Source organism: Synechococcus sp. RS9909, assembly GCF_014279595.1.
Lineage (GTDB): Bacteria > Cyanobacteriota > Cyanobacteriia > PCC-6307 > Cyanobiaceae > Synechococcus_C.
Genome location: NZ_CP047943.1, coordinates 1,947,836 through 1,963,780, shown reverse-complemented (window position 1 = coordinate 1,963,780; position 15,945 = coordinate 1,947,836). Strand labels below are relative to the sequence as shown.

The following is a 15,945-nucleotide window of genomic DNA, read 5'->3' as shown; positions in this document are numbered from 1 at the left end:
AAGCGATGCCGACAGTGCTGGCGCTCGAAACAAGTTGTGACGAGTCGGCGGCGGCCGTCGTGCGGCAGAACGGCAGCCGCCTTGAGGTGCTCGCTCACCGCATCGCTTCTCAGGTGGAGGAGCATGCCCAGTGGGGTGGGGTTGTGCCGGAGATCGCCTCCCGCCGCCATGTGGAGGCGTTGCCCACGCTGGTGGATGAGGTTCTCGAACACTCCGGGCTTGGAATCGATGCGCTTGATGCCGTGGCCGCCACCGTGGCGCCTGGCCTGGTGGGCGCTCTGATGGTGGGTTCGGTGAGCGCCCGCACCCTGGCGGCACTGCATGGCAAGCCCTTTCTGGGGGTGCACCACCTGGAGGGACATCTCGCCTCGGTGCTGTTGGGCGCCACCCCTCCAACGCCTCCTTACCTGGTGCTTCTCGTCAGCGGCGGACACACGGAGCTGATCCAGGTGGCGGCGGATGGTGCGATGACCCGGCTTGGGCGCAGCCACGACGACGCGGCGGGAGAGGCGTTCGACAAAGTGGCAAGGCTGCTTGGCCTCCCTTACCCGGGCGGTCCGGCGATTCAGGCCCTGGCGGCCCAGGGTGATGCCTCCCGGTTCTCCCTGCCGAAGGGGCGGGTGTCGCGGCGGGAGGGGGGCTTCCACCCCTACGACTTCTCGTTCAGTGGCTTGAAAACAGCGATGTTGCGCCAGGTGGATGCCTGCAAGGCCGAGCTGGTGGATGGCGATGCGGCAGCCGCCGTCTGGGCCGATCTTGCCGCCAGTTTTGAGCAGGTGGTGGCGGATGTGCTGGTGGAGCGGAGCCTGCGCTGCTGCCGGGATGCGGGGCTGCACCACTTGGTGCTTGTGGGTGGCGTGGCAGCCAATCTCCGCTTGCGCCGAGAAATGAGCCAGCGGGCCGCCGCCTGCGGGGTGCAGGTTCAGATCGCACCCTTGGAATTCTGCACCGATAATGCCGCCATGGTGGGTGCGGCTGCACTGCAGCGTCTCCGAGGGGCGCAGGGCTTCAGTTCGCTTCGCCTTGGAGTGTCAGCCCGTTGGCCCCTGGAGCAGGCCGAGGCTTTGGTGTCGACCGTGGCACCGTTCTGAGGTTGAAATTCTTAGAATTGAAATTCTTCTGTCGCAACGGCATGGCCTCCGAATCGGGAACCACAACCGCTGCTGCGGCCACGTCTTCTGAGTCCGGTTCGCAGCGTGCAGCGCGGCAACCGGTTGCAAGTGGTGAACTGAATGCCTGGAGGCGCGGCTTCACCCCCCAGGCGGAAATCTGGAATGGACGCCTGGCGATGCTGGGTCTCTCCGTGGGTCTCGCCACCCTGCTCCTGGTGCGCCTCTTCGGTGACAGCCCTTCCTGATTCAGGCGGTCCTCGTCACGTCCCATTCCGCCCGCGCAGGGTCTGGGCCAGCTCATTCGGCTTCAGGCTCACAGCGACGGCCTGATCCGCTTCCACCCGGCCCGCTTCCACCAGGGTCTGCAAGGATTGGTTGAGGGTGATCATGCCCTCGAAGCCACTGCGGCTCATGATCTCTTCCACCTCATCGAGATCCCCCCGCTGGATGTAGTCACGGCAAGCATCGGAATTGATCAGGATGTCGTGATACGCAGCACGTTGGCCGTCAGTGGTGCGGATCAATCCCTGGGCGATCACCCCCAGCAGCGCTTCGGAGAACCCGCGACGCACGCTGTCCTGCTCGTCGGGGTCATACATGCCGAGCACCCGCTCCACCGTTTTCACGGCTGAAGTGGTGTGCAGAGTCCCGAACACCAGGTGACCGGTCTGGGAGGCTTCCATGGCCGTGCTCAGCGTCTCCCGATCGCGAATTTCTCCCACGAGAATCACATCGGGGTCCTCTCGTAGAGCTGCCCGCAGGGCATTGTGAAATTTCAGTGTGTGCTGTCCAACCTCCCTGTGGCGGACCAGAGAGCGTTGACTCCCGTGCACGAATTCCACCGGGTCTTCAATCGTGAGGATGTGTCGGGCCTGGTTCCGATTAATCCAATCGATCATGGCGGCCAGGGTGGTGCTCTTGCCGGATCCGGTCGGGCCAGTCACCAGCACCAGGCCCTTCGGCCGCGATGCCAGCTCCCGCAGCACCGGTGGCAGTTGCAGATCATCCAGGCTGAGGATCGTCTTGGGAATCAGGCGCAGCACCATCGCCGGCCCGTGGAGGCTGTCGAGCAGATTGATGCGCACCCGCACGAAGGGAAAGGCGTGGGAGCCATCGAATTCCTTGCTGCGTTGAAACGAATCGATCTGATGGGGCGTGAGGATTTCGCGGAGCCAGCCCTGGAACACGGCCCTGTCGGTGCAGGGCCAGTCGGTGAGGACCATCTCGCCGCGGGCCCGGAAGCGGGGCTTCTCCCCCACCCCCAGATGCACATCGGAATGGCCTCGCTCGTGGGCGCATTTCACAATCTCCTGCAACGAGGGGGCGCTGCCGGTCTCTGGCGCGGGACTACTGCCCACCGGCGTGGGCATGGGCGTGGACTCCGGGCGGCGGGCTGTGGGGAGCGACCGGGCCAATCCCGGCGGCAGAACCGAATCGGTCAAAGGGCGACGGCAGGCGGCACTTCATCAGCTTCGCTGCAGGTGGGGATCTGGCAAGGGTGATCGAGGGGGCGCGACGAGATCACCCCTAGGATCCGGCCAGATCAGCCGCCTCTCGCTGTATGTCTGGCCAGCCGCGGGTCACGATCGTTCTGGGAACGCGACCGGAGGCCATCAAGCTGGCACCGGTGATTCAGGCCTTCCAGGCCAGTGATCGGTTGCAGACCCGTGTGGTGCTCACCGGGCAGCATCGGGAGATGGTGCAGCAGGTGATGCAGTTGTTCGGGCTCCGCGCTGATCAGGATCTCAACCTGATGGCCCCGCGCCAGACCCTCACGCATGTCACCTGTGCTGCGCTCCAGGGCTTGCGTGACGACTTTCAGGCCTTCCCGCCCTCTCTGGTGCTGGTGCAGGGAGACACCACCACGGCCTTCGCCGCCGCTCTGGCGGCGTTCTACGAGCAGATTCCCGTGGGCCATGTGGAGGCCGGTCTGCGCACCGACAACCTCTATGACCCCTTCCCGGAGGAGGCCAACCGCCGCCTCATCTCCCAGATTGCCCAGCTGCATTTCGCTCCAACCGCCCGCTCGGAGGCCAATCTTCAGGCGTCGGGTGTGGTGGGCCGGGTGATGGTCACCGGCAACACGGTGATTGATGCCCTGCTGCATATGGCGGAACAGGCGGCACCGCTCACGGATCTGCCCCTCGATTGGTCGGGGCAGAGGGTGATTCTGGCCACGGTGCATCGGCGTGAGAACTGGGGTGAGCGTCTGGCCCTGATCGCCGAAGGCATGCTGCGGGTGCTCGACTCCCATCCCGACACCGCTCTGCTGCTGCCCCTGCACCGCAATCCCACCGTGCGCGAACCCCTGCAGGCCTTGCTGGGCGACCACCCCCGGGTTGTGCTCACCGAGCCCCTGGATTACGACCGCCTCGTGGCGGCGATGAAGGGGTGCACCCTCTTGCTCACCGACTCCGGCGGCCTGCAGGAAGAGGCGCCCGCCCTCGGGAAACCCGTGCTCGTGTTGCGACGGACGACGGAGCGGCCCGAGGCGGTTGATGCGGGAACCGCCCGTTTGGTCGGCACCGACCCCGCCACCATCGCAGCCGAGGCCTCGCGCCTGTTGGATGACCCCCAGGCCTATGACGTCATGGCGCGCGCCGTGAATCCCTTTGGTGATGGCCAGGCCAGTCAGCGGATCCTGGAGGCATCACTGGCCCTGCTGGAGGCCTGAAGACACGGCCGCCTTGAACCGTCATCCTGACGGGATGCCCCCGGGAGGTACGGTTCGCCCATGACTCGCCAACCCCGCCGCTATGCCGTGTCGCTCCATCTGGTGGGCGGACAGACGGAACTGGTGCATTTCTCCACATTGGATCAGTTCCAGCAGTGGTATCAGGGATTGGTCAATGCGCCGAGCCAGGGCGGTTTCATCAACGTTCCCCTCGGTGAACTGGATGGGGAATATCTGGTGGTGCGGCCCGATGCGGTGACCGGTTTGCGCGTGGAACCTCAATTCGCGTCCCTCGATGACACCTGAGCGGCTGGGACTGCTCTGGGGCGTCACCGTGTTTGCCGGCGCCAGTGCGCGTTTGCTGGCGGCCTTGTCCGGTTTGCCGGGGGTGGTGCTGCTGCTTCTGGCGGGCTTGTTGATCGGTCGCTCCGGCCTGGGCCTGGTGGAGCCCCTGGATCTCGGCCAGGGCCTGGAGACGGTGGTGGGGTTGCTCGTGAGCCTGGTGCTCTTCGACGGTGGCCTGAATCTGCGCTTACCGGGTGACACGATCAAGGCGACGGTGCTGCGGATCTTGTTGATCCGGTTGTTGCTGTCTCTCGCCGCCGGTCTGTTGGCGGCCCATTGGCTTGCTGGGCTGGGCTGGTCGGTGGCGGCGGTGTACAGCGCGATCGTGCTCGCGACAGGGCCCACGGTGGTCACCCCTCTGGTGCAGCAGATCCGTCTGGCCCCACCGCTGGGGGATGTGCTGGAAGCGGAGGGGCTGGTGCTGGAGCCTGTGGGGGCGGTGCTCGCGTTATTGCTGCTCGAATTGCTGCTGGGCGATCTGCATGGCTGGCGGGGTCTGGCGATCGGTCTGCTCTCGCGCCTCGGCGGCGGGGTGCTGATCGGCCTGGCCTGCGGCTGGCTGCTTTCCGAGGCCCTGCGACGCCTCAAGGCCGATCCATCGGTCGGGTTGCGCTTGCAGCTCACCCTCGGGGTGTTGTTCCTGATGTTCGGCGCCTGTGAGTGGTTGTTGCCCGAGTCGGGGTTGCCGGCGTCGGTGGCAGCTGGCGTGGTGGTGGGTCGTCGCCCCTCCACTGATGCGGCGCAGCTGGATGAACTGATCAGGGAACTGGCTCGACTGGCGATCACCATGCTCTTCCCCCTGCTGGCGGCCGATGTGTCCTGGGCGGAACTGAGTCCGCTCGGTTGGGGTGGGATCAGTTGTGTGTTGGTGCTGATGGTGTTCGTGCGACCGGTGGCGGTGAGTGTCGCCACGATCGGCTTGCCCCTGGACTGGCGTCAGCGCCTGTTTCTCGGTTGGTTGGCGCCACGGGGCATCGTCACCGCTGCGGTGGCTTCGCTGTTCGCGATTCGTCTGGAGCAGGCGGGTGTGCTTGGGGCGGGCCGCCTTCAGGGCCTGGTGTTTCTCACGATTTTGATGACGGTGGGCCTGCAGGGATTGACGGCCCAGCCTCTGGCTCACTGGCTCGGTTTGATTGCTGCCGACGAGGGCGATGACGCCCCAGGGGCTGGGGAGGCGCCTGACGGATCAGCAACAGCGGTGGATCCGTTGCCGGTCGTGGCCGATTCGAGCCAGTAGGCCCCAGGTGGTCATCAGGTCTGGCCCCTGCAGGCGACCGAGCAGGGCGGCACGAAGACTTTTCATCATCAGCCCCTTTTTCACACCGGCCTGCTCCACCGCCTGTTTCAGCAGCTCCTGGCCGCGCCCGTTATCGGTGCCATCCCAGGGAGAAGACTCCAGCAGGCTGTTCAGGGCCTGAAGGGCCGCCCTGGCACCGTCCTGGTCCAGTTGCTGCAGACCATCGCTTTCCAGCGCCGGTTCCTCGAAGAACGGGCGCGCCTGCTCCACGCCATCATTCACCAGGGTGAGGGAAGGACCCAGCAGAGTGGCCAGGTCCCTGCCCCAGCTGCCGTCGTCGCCAGGCAGGCTCCAGCCTTCCTGCTGCCAGAGGGGCTGGAGTGCCATCAGCAGCTGCTCGGCATCCCAGCCGTGCAAGACCTGGGCGTTCAGCCAGTTGAGTTTGTCCCAGTCGAAACGGGCGCCGGCCTTGTTCACCCGCTCAAAGCTGAACGCGGCAGCCGCTTCGGTGAGGCTGAAGCGCTCCTCCATCCCCTCGGGCACCGACCAGCCGAGCAGGGTCATGTAGTTGGCGAGCGCTTCGGCGGTGTAGCCCATGGCGCGAAAGTCGCTGATCGAGGTGACGCCATCACGTTTGGAGAGTTTGCGCCCCTCGGCATTGAGGATCAGGGGGGTATGGGCGAACTGGGGTGCGCTGAGGCCGAGGGCTTCGTAGAGCAGCAGTTGCTTGGCCGTGTTGGCGATGTGGTCTTCGCCGCGGATCACGTGGGTGATGGCCATGGCCGCATCGTCCACCACCACCACCAGGTTGTAGAGGGGGTCGCCGATGGCATCAGCGGCGGCCCGGCGGGCGATCACCATGTCGCCACCCAGATCGGAACCACTCCAGCGCATGGCACCGCGCACCATGTCAGACCAGGTGATGCTTGCCTGATCGTCGATGCGGAAGCGGATCACCGCCGTACGCCCCTCCGCCTGGAAGGCGGCCTCCTGCTCAGGACTCAGATCGCGGTGACGGTTGTCATAACGGGGGGCCTGGCCCGAGGCGCGTTGTTGATCGCGCAGGGCGTTGAGTTCGTCCTCGCTGGTGTAACAGCGATAGGCCAGGCCGCGGTCGAGCAGGGTCTGGATCGCTTCCCGGTGTGCATCCAGTCGTTCGCTCTGCACCACCGGTTCTTCATCCCAAGCGAGACCCAGCCAGCGCAGCCCCTCGAGGATGTTGGCGGTGAATTCCGGTTTCGATCGTTCCCGATCGGTGTCCTCAATGCGCAGTAGGAAGGCTCCACCCATGCGCCTGGCAAAGAGCCAGTTGAAGACGGCCGTACGGGCCGTGCCGATGTGCAGGGTTCCTGTCGGACTCGGGGCGAGGCGAACGCGAACCGACACGGCTGGAGTGGGAACTGGAACGGGACCGACGGGGCTCGAACCCGCAACTTCCGCCGTGACAGGGCGGTGCTCTAACCAATTGAACTACGGTCCCAGGCTGACCAACAGCAAAGCGTCTGGCTTTGAGCAGCTGACCTGTGTCGCCTGCGCGACCAAAGTAGTATCAACCTCCGCCCTGCCCTCCGTCAACTGATGGGCTGGGCGGCGCCGGTACGCAGGACCAGGTGACGCTGACCTACGCCAACTGTCTGGGCCTTGCACTCTGGCGCGGCTTGACGCCGCTGAACTACGACCGGGACCTGTCGGAACGGCATGCGGGCCTGGTGCCGCTTGGCCCAGGTCGCGACAGCCCACACCTCGGCATAAAAAATCCTGCCCGACAAGAGCAGGATGGATCGCAATGACGCTCAACCGGAATCTCAGGGACGAAATCCTGCCGGTTCAATCAAACGCACCTGATTGCCACGGGCTGTGAACTCACGACCTTGGTCGCTTTGCACCACCACGCGACCTCCGGATTTGACACGGATCACACGGGCACGAACCCAGCCGAGGGCGGCTGACTCGAGCACCTTGACGACATCACCAGGTTGAAGATCCAACTCCATGCTCAAAACCGGGAAACTGCATGAGGGGGCATCGGACGCGCCGTGGAGGACTCGAACCCCCGACATCAGGTTTTGGAGACCTGCGTTCTACCAACTGAACTAACGGCGCAAGGCGATGGACCCCTCGACCATCATCGAGGTGATGGCACTGGATTGAACGAGGCCGAAACCTCAGCGATCGAAGCGCTGCTTCACGCGGGTGGCCTTGCCCACCCGTTCCCGCAGATAAAAAAGCTTCGCCCTGCGCACTTTACCCCGGCGCTCCACCTTGATGGAGGCCACCTGAGGGCTATGCAACATGAACACCCGCTCCACACCAATTCCTTGGAAGATGCGGCGCACGGTGATCGTGGCGTTGATGCCACCGTGACGCTTGGCGATCACCACACCCTCGTAGGGCTGGACGCGTTCTTTATTGCCCTCGCTGATGCGAACCCCGACCCGCACGGTATCGCCGACGTAGAGATCGGGTAAATCGGATTTGAGCTGCGCGGCTTCAAATTCCCGAATCAGAGCTTCAGGACCCAGCTTGGCGACGGCTGCTGCTGCAGGGGTTTCAGCCTTCGGTGCAGGGGCCTCAGCCCCGCTTTGATCTCCAGCGGTCGCGCTTGCTTCGCTTGCCGCTGTTGCCACCTCGGCGGCTGTCTCCTGTGCGGTGGTCTCGTTAGGGTCCGCTGCCATCCCAGCTCCGGGTAATCACGCCAAACAACCAGCTTACCCTTTCGTGCCTCCAGCCCTGGTGGCTCGTGGTGGCGACTGTCGCTTCCAGCTCTGAAGCAGAAGGGTGGCGCCCGTGACGAGCATCCAGAGAAGGCCGAGGGCGTTGAGCAGCACCACGAAGGGCTCCAGATCGGCGCCGAGCCACTCCCCCTCATGCAGGGCCATCAGCCAGTGCACCTGATCCCTGCTCGCCCCACCCCAGTCGCGGGCGAGCCGATACGCCATCCCCGAACTGAGGGTGAGCAGCAGGGGCAGCAGCACGAACGGTGCCAGCCAGCGGTGCCACTGACGCACGTGCTTGAGCCAGGCCATCACCAGTCACGTTGGTCGTCGACATTGATAGCGTGACGCCAAGGCGACTCTGCCGAGACCCCACCACCTGCGTCTTGATGAATCTGTTTGCAGACCTTCTGGCGGCGTCCAACGGAGCGCAAGCACCTGCCCGTGCAAAAGCCACAGCCACCGGTCCCCGCATTCAGCAGCGTCGTGGAGTGGAAGTGAAGTCGGCGAGGGAACTCAAGATCATGGCCCAGGCCAGCAAGATCGTCGCCACGGTGCTCCGGGAGATCATGGCGGCCGTGGAGCCAGGCCAGACCACCGCCGACCTCGATGCCATCGCCGAGAGTCGCATTCGCGCCATGGGAGCCACCCCCAGCTTCAAGGGGTATCACGGTTTCCCCGCGAGCATCTGCGCCAGCATCAACGATGAGGTGGTGCACGGCATCCCCAGTGCCAGGCGCGTCATCCGCTCGGGTGATCTGCTCAAGGTCGACACGGGTGCCTATTTCGACGGCTACCACGGTGACAGTTGCGTCACGATCTGCGTTGGCGACGTACCGGAAGAAGCCCGCACCCTGAGCCGGGTGGCGCAGGAGTCTCTGATGGCCGGCCTGGGACAGATCAAAGCGGGCAACACGCTGCTGGATATCGCCGGCGCTGTGGAAGATCACGTCAAAGCGCATGGCTACAGCGTGGTGGAGGACTACACCGGCCATGGCGTCGGTCGCAATCTCCACGAAGAACCGTCGGTGTTCAATTTCCGCACCAACGATCTGCCGAATGTCACCCTGCGGCCCGGCATGACCCTCGCGGTGGAGCCGATTCTCAACGCAGGCAGCAAACGCTGCCGCACCCTCAAGGATCGTTGGACCGTGGTCACCCGGGACGGCAGCCTCTCCGCCCAGTGGGAGCACACCATCGTGGTGACCTCCGACGGCTGCGAGATCCTCACCGATCGGGGGGAGAGCTGACCAGGCGGTTGTAAACCGCCCGCCCCAGTTCACTGAGGGGCATGACCAGGTAAGTGAGCGGATTTGGGGTCACGATCACCAGCCGCAGGCCCAGCTCGGATTGGGCAAGGATCTGGCCGGCGACCCAGTCGGCCGACATCAGGCCGATCGGATTGAGCTCGGATCGGAACGGGCCGAGCACCAACTTGCGCAGAATCAGGTTCGACTGGGGCTGGCGCCGATACGCACTCCAGCGCAGGCTCACCAACTGTCCGATCAGGCGTTTGCTCAGTTCATAGGCTGGACTGAGGGCCGGCTGAATCTCAGCTTCCGAGGTGTTCACCCAGAGCTCCCGCGGCCGCGGCGTGGCACCAACTTCAGCGGCACTCGCTTCGAAGAGCTCCAGCAGTCGCCAGCTGCTGAGGGCATTGATCTCCAGGCTGCTGTTCAGGCTGGCCTTGCTTTGATCTCCCCCGGGATTGATTCCGTGGTTGAGCACCAGCACGTCCAGGTCGCGCAGCACAGGCAGGAGTGCCTCCTCCTGGCCGCATTGCCAGCGCACCCATTCCTGCTCTGGCTGGGAGGGTGGTTCACTGTGGGTCAGGCCCACCACATGGGCGCCGCGGGCGCGGAAGCGCCGGGCCAGGGCCTGACCGAGGGCGCCGCGGGCGCCGGTGATGCCCACCCTTCGGCCCTGCCAGCGCCGCTGGTGTTGGGAGATTGGGGCGGCATCGCTCTGGGCCATCACTCCAGCTTGGGGCATGCTTTGTGGGATTGGCGGAATCCTTGCTCACCCCTTCGATCGAAGCCCAGGTCGCGCTGTATGCGCCCTATTGCGGCGGTCGCCGTGTGGAACGCGAGTTGCGCAGGGCCCTGGAGCTGTGGCCCAGTGGTCATGTCAACGGGATTCGGCCGCTGGTGGGGGCGCCCGGTCATCACTTTCGGCTCCAGTGGCAGGTGGTGGAGGCTCCCCTGCTGATCAGCGCCTGCACCCTGACGCTGCAGGTCGAGCCACCCCGTTGGTTTCGCTTCAATCTGGCGGCCCATCAGCTCATCGTCTGGTTGATGGAGCTCCAATCCGAAGGCGACGGAGCGCCCGACCTCTCCGATCAATTCTGGCAGTGGCTGCTTCTGGAGGCTTCGCTGGAACGCGGCCTGGCTGATTCCAGCCTTGTTGAACGGAACGAAGCCCCACAGGCCCATTAAATTGACGGGCTGAATGCACATCTGGGGCCGGTCATGGGCAACACCTTGCTGATCGGATCCTGTGAGCCCTTCAGCGGCAAGTCAGCCCTGGTGCTGGGTCTGGCCCGACACCTGGCCGCCGGCGGCCATCCCGTCCGTTTCGGCAAGCCACTGGCCACCAGCTTCGACTGGACTCCGGCCGATGGGCCCCTGCCCGACCCCTTGATTGACGACGACGTGCGCTTCGTGGGCAGCACGCTCGGTTTGGCAGAGGATCAGCTCATTCCCTCGCTCCACCTGCTCTCACCTCTCACTGCCGAGTCTCGCCTCGCTCAGGCGGAGCTCGATGCGGGCGAGGGCTTCCAGCGGCTCCGGCAGGATCTGGCCCAGTGCGGCGAGGCTGTGACCTTGCTCGAAGCGGCCGGAAGCCTTCATGAGGGCCTGCTCTACGGGCTCAGCCTTGTGCAACTGGCCCATGGCCTTGAAGCTCCGGTGGTGTTGGTGCATCTCTGGCAGGACAGCCGCAGTGTGGAGGCGTTGCTCGCCGCCCGGGAGCAGTTGGGTGATCGCCTGGTGGGCATCGTGCTCAATGCGGTGACCCCCGATGAGGTGGACGAGCTGCAGCGTCATGTGGTGCCAGCACTGCAAGCGCTGGGGCTTGTGGTGTTCGGGGTGATGCCCCGATCGCCGCTGCTGCGCAGTGTCACAGTGGGCGAGTTGGTGCGCCGCCTTGATGCGCGGGTGATCTGTTGTGAGGAGCGCCTGGAGCTGTTGGTCGAGACGCTGAGCATCGGCGCCATGAACGTGAATTCAGCGATGGAGTTTTTCCGGCGTCGTCGCAACATGGCGGTGGTGACCGGCGCTGATCGCACTGATATTCAGCTGGCGGCCTTGGAGGCCTCCACCCAGTGCCTGATCCTCACCGGTGCGGGCGAACCTCTGCCCCAGTTGATCAGTCGTGCCGATGAGCTCGAAGTGCCCTTGCTGAAGGTCGACCACGACACCCTGGCCACTGTGGAAGTGATCGAGCAGGCCTTTGGGCATGTGCGTTTGCATGAGGCGGTCAAGGCCACCTATGCCTTCCGTCTCGTGGAAGAGCATTGTCAGCTCGAGCAGATGTGCTCCGCCCTTGGCTTGCCATCCCGCTGACACTGCTAGCTTCAGATTCACATCGGCGGGATGTCATTGAGCCGCTCCCTAGACCTTCCTGCCCTCGATCGGGTTGACACCCTCGCCCAGGAACTGGCCCTGCTTCAGGACAAGGGCAAACGTCGGATCGCCATCCTCGGCAGCCGTCATGTGCCGGTGGTGGCCATCCATCTGATCGAATTGATCGCCCGTTCCCTGGCACAGGAAGGTCATTCCCTGATCACGTCCGGGGCCCAGGGGGTGAATGCGGCTGTGATCCGCGGCGTGCTTGAGGTGGATCCGGCCCGTCTCACCGTGCTGCTGCCTCAGAGCCTGGAGAGGCAGGCCCCCGAGATTCGTGATCAGCTCGACCGGGTGCTCCATCTCATTGAGAAACCGGAACACGATGATCTGCCTCTGCCGATGGCGAGCAGTCGCTGCAATCAAGACATCATCAGCCGCTGCGATCAATTGATCTGCCTGGCGTTTCACGACAGCGAGACCCTGCTCAACAGCTGCCGCAGTGCGGAAGACATGGGCAAGGTGGTGAGTCTTCTCTTCTTCGATTGATTCAGGGGTCTGAGAGCCTCGGCAGGTGGGCCATCACCTGAAGTCGGTTGCCGTCGCGGCCGGCCACCACCACGTGTTCGCCCAGGGCGATCGGTCGGTCGAGGTCGAGGGAGCTGGCGGCCCAGCTCTGGCCATGCCAGCGCACGCGCCCTTCACCGCCGGCCGGGAACGGCGTGATCACTTCAGCCAGATCCTCCCGTTGCCGTGCCTGCCCCGGGCGGGGATTGCGCCGGGCCGACCAGCGGCTCAGCCACACGGTGCCGATCACGGTGAACAGCACGAACAGTCCGATCTGGATCCCGATGGGCACGGAGGCCAGTGCGGTGAGCAGTGAGAGCAGCAGTGCCGCCAGGGCGGCAAACATCAGTCCATCGAAGCTGGGTTGCACCAATTCCAGGATCAGCAGCACACCGGCCAGCAGCAGCCAGATCAGGGGCACCCAGAACGCAGCCATTGAGAGGGGAGCCAGACCTTCACACTCTGCTGCCTGGGGCAGCGATCGGCAGGCAGTTGCCCCGGCGCGATGCCATCCGTAGGGTCCGGATACGGATGGAGCGCGTGATGGACGTCTTTTTGGGATTGCCCGCCCTGGTGCTGCTTGCTCTGCTCGGTGGCGGCAGCGTGAAGGTCACCAGCGGCGGACGCTCCAGGTTGGTGGAGCGGTTGGGCAAATACGACCGCGAGCTGCAACCGGGCCTCTCCTTCGTGTTGCCCGTGGTGGAGAAGGTGGTGAGCCATGAATCGCTCAAGGAGCGGGTGCTGGACATCCCTCCCCAGCTCTGCATCACCCGCGACAACGTCTCGATCGAGGTGGATGCCGTGGTGTACTGGCAGCTCCTGGAGCACGCCCGGGCGTATTACGCCGTCGACAATCTGCAGGCGGCCATGGTGAATCTGGTGTTGACCCAGATCCGTGCCGAAATGGGCAAGCTCGATCTCGATCAGACCTTCACAACGCGCAGTGAGGTGAATGAGCTGCTGCTGAAGGAGCTGGATGAGGCGACCGATCCCTGGGGGGTGAAGGTGACCCGCGTGGAGATGCGCGACATCAATCCGTCAGCGGGAGTGCAGCAGGCGATGGAGGCGCAGATGACGGCGGAGCGGGAGAAACGGGCGGCGATTCTGCGCTCCGAGGGGGAAAAGGAAGCCCAGTTGAACGAAGCGCGCGGCCGGGCGGAGGCGCTGGTGTTGGCTGCCAGAGCCCAGAAGGAGGCGTTGCTTCTGGAGTCGGAGGCCCAGGTGAAACAGCAGGAACTTCTTGCAAAGGCCAAGGCGGAGGCGGCGTTGGAGCTCGCCCGTGCCCTGGAGGCGAATCCCAAGGCGGCGGAGGCGATGCGTCTGATGCTCGCCAAAGACTGGATGGCCATGGGTGAACAGCTGGCCGACGCCCCCGCCGGCAGTGTGCTGATGGTGGATCCCCAGTCACCGGCGTCCTTGCTCGCAGCCCTGAAGCAGTTTCAGCAAGGTCAGAGTTAGGCCTGGATCAGAGCCCTGAGCCCCTCCACATAGAGCAGACCTGTGCAGAAGAGGGCGCTGGCCCAGCAGAGCCCTCGCAGGGGGGGCACATTGCCCACGTAGGCGCCGATGTAGAGGAGCCGCAGCAGCGGTTGCAGCACTGCAGCGCCGATGGCGACGACCGGAAGTGGGCCAGTGTGCAGGGCGGCGATCAGGGCGAGCAGGGCTGCGGGGGCGTGGAGGCTGAAGGCTTCGAAGCTGTTTTGATGGGCCCAGCTGGCCCGTTGTCCCCAGGCGGGGAGGCGGTCAAACATCGCCCGGGGAGCACCCATGTCGGCCATGGTGAAATCCGCCTGGGAGCGGGCGGCGCCCAGGGGCACGATGCTCAGCACCACCACGGCTCCGGCGAGCACCAGAGACCAGGCGAACGGGGCCGCATCGGACGCGGTGAACAGGTTGATCAAAGCCATCGGCAGCCAGCTGCAGTGCCCTTTTCTAAGCTGCGGGCAACCGGTACAGACGCCATGGCCAGCACCTACTCCTTCGACGTGGTTTCGGATTTCGACCGTCAGGAGCTGGTGAACACCCTGGATCAGGTGCGGCGGGATGTGAGTCAGCGCTACGACCTCAAGGATTCCGGAACGGAGATCGAGCTGGAGGAAACCGAAGTGGTGATCACCACAGCCAGCGACATGACCCTGCAGGCGGTAGAGGATGTGCTGCGTACCAAAGCAACGAAGCGGACTCTGTCTCTCAAGATCTTTGATTTCCAGACGCCGGAGGCCGTGGGTGGAAATCGGGTGAAGCAGGTGGTGAAGCTGCGCAAGGGGCTCAGCCAGGAGCTTGCCAAGAAGCTCAGCAAGATCGTGCGCGATGAGCTCAAGAAGGTGACGGTGGCAATTCAGGGGGAAAGTCTGCGCATCACCGGCAAAAGCAAAGACGACTTGCAACAGGCGATTCAGTTGCTCAAAACAAAGGAAGAGGAACTGGATGTGCCCCTGCAGTTTGAGAACTATCGCTGACTCGAGCCCTACAGATTCAAGTTGATCTGCACGCCGCCGGCCCAGACTCCCGGAACCTCGCCGCTGCCAGATGGATTGATCAGCCATTGCATCACAGGCTGAACCTGCACCACATCGGAGATGTAGATCGAATAATTCAGTTCGATGACGCCTTCATAGGTCACTCCAGGTGTGAGTGTGGGGCTGAAGCTGCTGCGGGTCAGGCCCAGGGCGAGCACATCCAGGGGGCGGTTGGGCAGCACACCCTGGGACAGCCAGCCCCCGGCGCCATAGGTAGGAACCGGGTTGTTGTCGGGATCCAGTCCAAGGGAGCCGGCTATCCATACCCGGTTGTCGAGACCCACCGGAAACTCAATCGGCCAGGTGAGTGAACCGTAGATGCCGCGGTTGATGCCATTGCCAATCGTGCCGGCATCATTCACCATCAGCTTGGTGGATGCGAAATAGCCACCGAGCTGCATCAGTGGCAGCGGCAACTGACGAGCCACGGTGACCTTGCTGTTGCGGATCTTGATGGGCTCAAACAGATCCTGGCGTTTGCGCAACGGGTTGATCTGCCATTGCAGTGCCTGCATCCCGCCCTCCACGTCTGGCTGCTCTGGATCCGTGCCCAAACTGGCGGCAATGCTGGTCTCAGGATTGAGATAGAAGTAGCCGTAGCGCAGCTCTCCGAGAGACGCGCTGTGGGCGGCCACGGTCACGCCCGGCGTCACGAAGGGATTGATCGGCAGCCCCACCACCAGCAGGTTGAGGGTGTTGTTCAGGGTGGAGTTGATGTAGTTGTTGTAGGCAGGAGCGACGAGAAATTCCGGATCCATTGACATCAGGCCGGCCTGGGCGCTCCACCAGCTGTCACCGCGATCTCGGCTGATGTTGGCTTCCGTGATCCAGGTGCCGACTGGAATCACCAGGGTCTGCAGGGTGAAGGCGGATCCCAGCTCCGTGTTGAGATTCGGGTCTCCAGCCGCATTAGTGAGTTCCAGATTCACCTGCCAGTGATCAATTTCCTGCCAGTTCGCCTCTGGTTTGTTCAGGCCACTACCAATAGACAGGCCGACAACGGTCTCCTGGAACCAGGTGGCGGCAGAGGGTTCGAGCCCCCCCATCAGGCCGCCCATCGGTTCGGTGGTGTAGTCGACACTGAAGTCGACCCAGTCGGGCAGGCCCAGCAGCGTCTGGATTGGACCGGCTTGGGCAGGGCTGAGCAGGCTGAGAAAGCCCACTGAAGTCGATGCCAGAAGGCGGGTCAGCAGGCGGCGCATGCCTCAGATCGG

21 protein-coding genes and 2 tRNA genes are annotated in these 15,945 nt (G+C 64.2%); 12 read left to right on the top strand and 11 right to left on the bottom strand.

The window, feature by feature from the left end; translation table 11 throughout:
* Positions 1–5: 5 nt before the first annotated feature.
* Positions 6–1,091 carry a tRNA (adenosine(37)-N6)-threonylcarbamoyltransferase complex transferase subunit TsaD gene (gene tsaD / locus SynRS9909_RS10360; protein ID WP_007101792.1) on the top strand — a complete coding sequence of 362 codons (1,086 nt, stop codon included), beginning with the start codon at positions 6–8 and terminating at the stop codon, positions 1,089–1,091.
* A gap of 41 nt (positions 1,092–1,132) precedes the next feature.
* A complete protein-coding gene (locus tag SynRS9909_RS10355) occupies positions 1,133–1,357 on the top strand; it encodes a high light inducible protein (RefSeq protein ID WP_050752627.1) in 225 nt (74 codons plus the stop codon).
* A 15-nt stretch (positions 1,358–1,372) separates the two neighbouring features.
* Here the strand turns inward: SynRS9909_RS10355 and SynRS9909_RS10350 are convergent, their stop codons facing one another.
* Entirely contained in the window at positions 1,373–2,554 is a 1,182-nt protein-coding gene (locus SynRS9909_RS10350; protein ID WP_038001161.1) for a PilT/PilU family type 4a pilus ATPase, read from the bottom strand.
* Between the two features lie 119 nt (positions 2,555–2,673).
* Here SynRS9909_RS10350 and wecB point away from each other — a divergent pair, with 119 nt between their 5' ends.
* From wecB to SynRS9909_RS10335, 3 genes are read left to right on the top strand one after another with little or no spacing between them, the layout of a single operon-like run.
* Entirely contained in the window at positions 2,674–3,786 is a 1,113-nt protein-coding gene (gene wecB / locus SynRS9909_RS10345; RefSeq protein ID WP_007101795.1) for a non-hydrolyzing UDP-N-acetylglucosamine 2-epimerase, read from the top strand.
* A gap of 60 nt (positions 3,787–3,846) precedes the next feature.
* The gene (locus tag SynRS9909_RS10340; RefSeq protein ID WP_007101796.1) at positions 3,847–4,092 is read left to right on the top strand and encodes a hypothetical protein; all 246 of its coding nucleotides are present in this window, start codon (positions 3,847–3,849) and stop codon (positions 4,090–4,092) included.
* Positions 4,082–5,368 carry a sodium:proton antiporter gene (locus SynRS9909_RS10335; protein WP_007101797.1) on the top strand — a complete coding sequence of 429 codons (1,287 nt, stop codon included), beginning with the start codon at positions 4,082–4,084 and terminating at the stop codon, positions 5,366–5,368. The genes SynRS9909_RS10340 and SynRS9909_RS10335 overlap by 11 nt, the downstream gene beginning before the upstream one ends.
* Here the strand turns inward: SynRS9909_RS10335 and gltX are convergent.
* Complete coding sequence (gltX, locus tag SynRS9909_RS10330; RefSeq protein WP_038001164.1) at positions 5,318–6,754, bottom strand: glutamate--tRNA ligase; 1,437 nt, start codon at positions 6,752–6,754, stop codon at positions 5,318–5,320. The two genes, SynRS9909_RS10335 and gltX, sit on opposite strands and share 51 nt — an antisense overlap.
* A gap of 20 nt (positions 6,755–6,774) precedes the next feature.
* Positions 6,775–6,848: transfer RNA gene (locus tag SynRS9909_RS10325), tRNA-Asp, on the bottom strand.
* A gap of 130 nt (positions 6,849–6,978) precedes the next feature.
* Between SynRS9909_RS10325 and SynRS9909_RS10320 the strand changes: the two genes are divergently transcribed.
* Positions 6,979–7,158: a hypothetical protein gene (locus SynRS9909_RS10320; RefSeq protein ID WP_162858319.1), complete on the top strand. Its 180-nt coding sequence runs from the start codon at positions 6,979–6,981 to the stop codon at positions 7,156–7,158.
* A gap of 15 nt (positions 7,159–7,173) precedes the next feature.
* Here SynRS9909_RS10320 and SynRS9909_RS10315 read toward each other — a convergent pair whose 3' ends face one another.
* The 4 genes from SynRS9909_RS10315 to SynRS9909_RS10300 all read right to left on the bottom strand — a co-directional run bounded on the left by SynRS9909_RS10315 (position 7,174) and on the right by SynRS9909_RS10300 (position 8,394).
* Positions 7,174–7,362, bottom strand: coding sequence for a hyperconserved protein Hcp (locus SynRS9909_RS10315; RefSeq protein WP_006043540.1), 189 nt, complete (start codon positions 7,360–7,362; stop codon positions 7,174–7,176).
* 36 nt (positions 7,363–7,398) lie between these two features.
* A tRNA-Trp gene (locus tag SynRS9909_RS10310) sits at positions 7,399–7,471 on the bottom strand.
* Between the two features lie 62 nt (positions 7,472–7,533).
* Positions 7,534–8,043, bottom strand: coding sequence for a 50S ribosomal protein L19 (rplS, locus tag SynRS9909_RS10305; protein WP_007101800.1), 510 nt, complete (start codon positions 8,041–8,043; stop codon positions 7,534–7,536).
* 33 nt (positions 8,044–8,076) lie between these two features.
* Positions 8,077–8,394, bottom strand: coding sequence for a hypothetical protein (locus SynRS9909_RS10300; protein WP_007101801.1), 318 nt, complete (start codon positions 8,392–8,394; stop codon positions 8,077–8,079).
* Between the two features lie 77 nt (positions 8,395–8,471).
* On the opposite strand from SynRS9909_RS10300, the gene map reads away from it, so the two are divergent.
* Positions 8,472–9,332, top strand: a complete 861-nt coding sequence (gene map, locus SynRS9909_RS10295) for a type I methionyl aminopeptidase (protein ID WP_007101802.1) — start codon at positions 8,472–8,474, stop codon at positions 9,330–9,332.
* Here map and SynRS9909_RS10290 read toward each other — a convergent pair.
* Positions 9,310–10,074 (bottom strand): SDR family oxidoreductase, encoded by a 765-nt coding sequence (locus tag SynRS9909_RS10290; RefSeq protein ID WP_007101803.1) that lies wholly within the window; start codon positions 10,072–10,074, stop codon positions 9,310–9,312. The two genes, map and SynRS9909_RS10290, sit on opposite strands and share 23 nt — an antisense overlap.
* A gap of 11 nt (positions 10,075–10,085) precedes the next feature.
* On the opposite strand from SynRS9909_RS10290, the gene ebsA reads away from it, so the two are divergent.
* Genes ebsA through SynRS9909_RS10275 form a run of 3 tightly spaced genes read left to right on the top strand, consistent with a single transcriptional unit; the run spans position 10,086 to position 12,194 of the window.
* Positions 10,086–10,517 carry a type IV pilus biogenesis protein EbsA gene (gene ebsA / locus SynRS9909_RS10285; RefSeq protein WP_007101804.1) on the top strand — a complete coding sequence of 144 codons (432 nt, stop codon included), beginning with the start codon at positions 10,086–10,088 and terminating at the stop codon, positions 10,515–10,517.
* 33 nt (positions 10,518–10,550) lie between these two features.
* Positions 10,551–11,645, top strand: a complete 1,095-nt coding sequence (locus SynRS9909_RS10280; RefSeq protein ID WP_186593720.1) for a phosphotransacetylase family protein — start codon at positions 10,551–10,553, stop codon at positions 11,643–11,645.
* A gap of 30 nt (positions 11,646–11,675) precedes the next feature.
* Positions 11,676–12,194 (top strand): hypothetical protein, encoded by a 519-nt coding sequence (locus tag SynRS9909_RS10275; protein ID WP_007101806.1) that lies wholly within the window; start codon positions 11,676–11,678, stop codon positions 12,192–12,194.
* Between the two features lies 1 nt (position 12,195).
* Here the strand turns inward: SynRS9909_RS10275 and SynRS9909_RS10270 are convergent, their stop codons facing one another.
* A complete protein-coding gene (locus SynRS9909_RS10270) occupies positions 12,196–12,648 on the bottom strand; it encodes an NfeD family protein (protein WP_007101807.1) in 453 nt (150 codons plus the stop codon).
* Between the two features lie 107 nt (positions 12,649–12,755).
* Here SynRS9909_RS10270 and SynRS9909_RS10265 point away from each other — a divergent pair, with 107 nt between their 5' ends.
* Entirely contained in the window at positions 12,756–13,670 is a 915-nt protein-coding gene (locus SynRS9909_RS10265; RefSeq protein WP_038001886.1) for an SPFH domain-containing protein, read from the top strand.
* Here the strand turns inward: SynRS9909_RS10265 and SynRS9909_RS10260 are convergent.
* Positions 13,667–14,119 carry an MAPEG family protein gene (locus SynRS9909_RS10260; protein ID WP_038001168.1) on the bottom strand — a complete coding sequence of 151 codons (453 nt, stop codon included), beginning with the start codon at positions 14,117–14,119 and terminating at the stop codon, positions 13,667–13,669. The two genes, SynRS9909_RS10265 and SynRS9909_RS10260, sit on opposite strands and share 4 nt — an antisense overlap.
* Before the next feature lie 54 nt (positions 14,120–14,173).
* On the opposite strand from SynRS9909_RS10260, the gene SynRS9909_RS10255 reads away from it, so the two are divergent.
* A complete protein-coding gene (locus tag SynRS9909_RS10255; protein ID WP_007101810.1) occupies positions 14,174–14,671 on the top strand; it encodes a YajQ family cyclic di-GMP-binding protein in 498 nt (165 codons plus the stop codon).
* An 8-nt stretch (positions 14,672–14,679) separates the two neighbouring features.
* On the opposite strand, the gene SynRS9909_RS10250 is transcribed toward SynRS9909_RS10255, so the two are convergent.
* Positions 14,680–15,933 (bottom strand): carbohydrate porin, encoded by a 1,254-nt coding sequence (locus SynRS9909_RS10250; protein WP_007101811.1) that lies wholly within the window; start codon positions 15,931–15,933, stop codon positions 14,680–14,682.
* Positions 15,934–15,945 lie beyond the last annotated feature (12 nt).

What these genes read in the sequence shown, in the direction of transcription:
- tsaD (WP_007101792.1), top strand. Translation starts at nt 6, where the DNA reads ATGCCGACAGTGCTGGCGCTCGAAACAAGTTGTGACGAGTCGGCGGCG.
- SynRS9909_RS10355 (WP_050752627.1), top strand. Translation starts at nt 1,133, where the DNA reads ATGGCCTCCGAATCGGGAACCACAACCGCTGCTGCGGCCACGTCTTCT.
- wecB (WP_007101795.1), top strand. Translation starts at nt 2,674, where the DNA reads ATGTCTGGCCAGCCGCGGGTCACGATCGTTCTGGGAACGCGACCGGAG.
- SynRS9909_RS10340 (WP_007101796.1), top strand. Translation starts at nt 3,847, where the DNA reads ATGACTCGCCAACCCCGCCGCTATGCCGTGTCGCTCCATCTGGTGGGC.
- SynRS9909_RS10335 (WP_007101797.1), top strand. Translation starts at nt 4,082, where the DNA reads ATGACACCTGAGCGGCTGGGACTGCTCTGGGGCGTCACCGTGTTTGCC.
- SynRS9909_RS10315 (WP_006043540.1), bottom strand. Translation starts at nt 7,362, where the DNA reads ATGGAGTTGGATCTTCAACCTGGTGATGTCGTCAAGGTGCTCGAGTCA.
- rplS (WP_007101800.1), bottom strand. Translation starts at nt 8,043, where the DNA reads ATGGCAGCGGACCCTAACGAGACCACCGCACAGGAGACAGCCGCCGAG.
- SynRS9909_RS10300 (WP_007101801.1), bottom strand. Translation starts at nt 8,394, where the DNA reads ATGGCCTGGCTCAAGCACGTGCGTCAGTGGCACCGCTGGCTGGCACCG.
- map (WP_007101802.1), top strand. Translation starts at nt 8,472, where the DNA reads ATGAATCTGTTTGCAGACCTTCTGGCGGCGTCCAACGGAGCGCAAGCA.
- SynRS9909_RS10290 (WP_007101803.1), bottom strand. Translation starts at nt 10,074, where the DNA reads ATGCCCCAAGCTGGAGTGATGGCCCAGAGCGATGCCGCCCCAATCTCC.
- SynRS9909_RS10280 (WP_186593720.1), top strand. Translation starts at nt 10,551, where the DNA reads ATGGGCAACACCTTGCTGATCGGATCCTGTGAGCCCTTCAGCGGCAAG.
- SynRS9909_RS10275 (WP_007101806.1), top strand. Translation starts at nt 11,676, where the DNA reads ATGTCATTGAGCCGCTCCCTAGACCTTCCTGCCCTCGATCGGGTTGAC.
- SynRS9909_RS10270 (WP_007101807.1), bottom strand. Translation starts at nt 12,648, where the DNA reads ATGGCTGCGTTCTGGGTGCCCCTGATCTGGCTGCTGCTGGCCGGTGTG.
- SynRS9909_RS10265 (WP_038001886.1), top strand. Translation starts at nt 12,756, where the DNA reads ATGGACGTCTTTTTGGGATTGCCCGCCCTGGTGCTGCTTGCTCTGCTC.
- SynRS9909_RS10260 (WP_038001168.1), bottom strand. Translation starts at nt 14,119, where the DNA reads ATGGCTTTGATCAACCTGTTCACCGCGTCCGATGCGGCCCCGTTCGCC.
- SynRS9909_RS10255 (WP_007101810.1), top strand. Translation starts at nt 14,174, where the DNA reads ATGGCCAGCACCTACTCCTTCGACGTGGTTTCGGATTTCGACCGTCAG.
- SynRS9909_RS10250 (WP_007101811.1), bottom strand. Translation starts at nt 15,933, where the DNA reads ATGCGCCGCCTGCTGACCCGCCTTCTGGCATCGACTTCAGTGGGCTTT.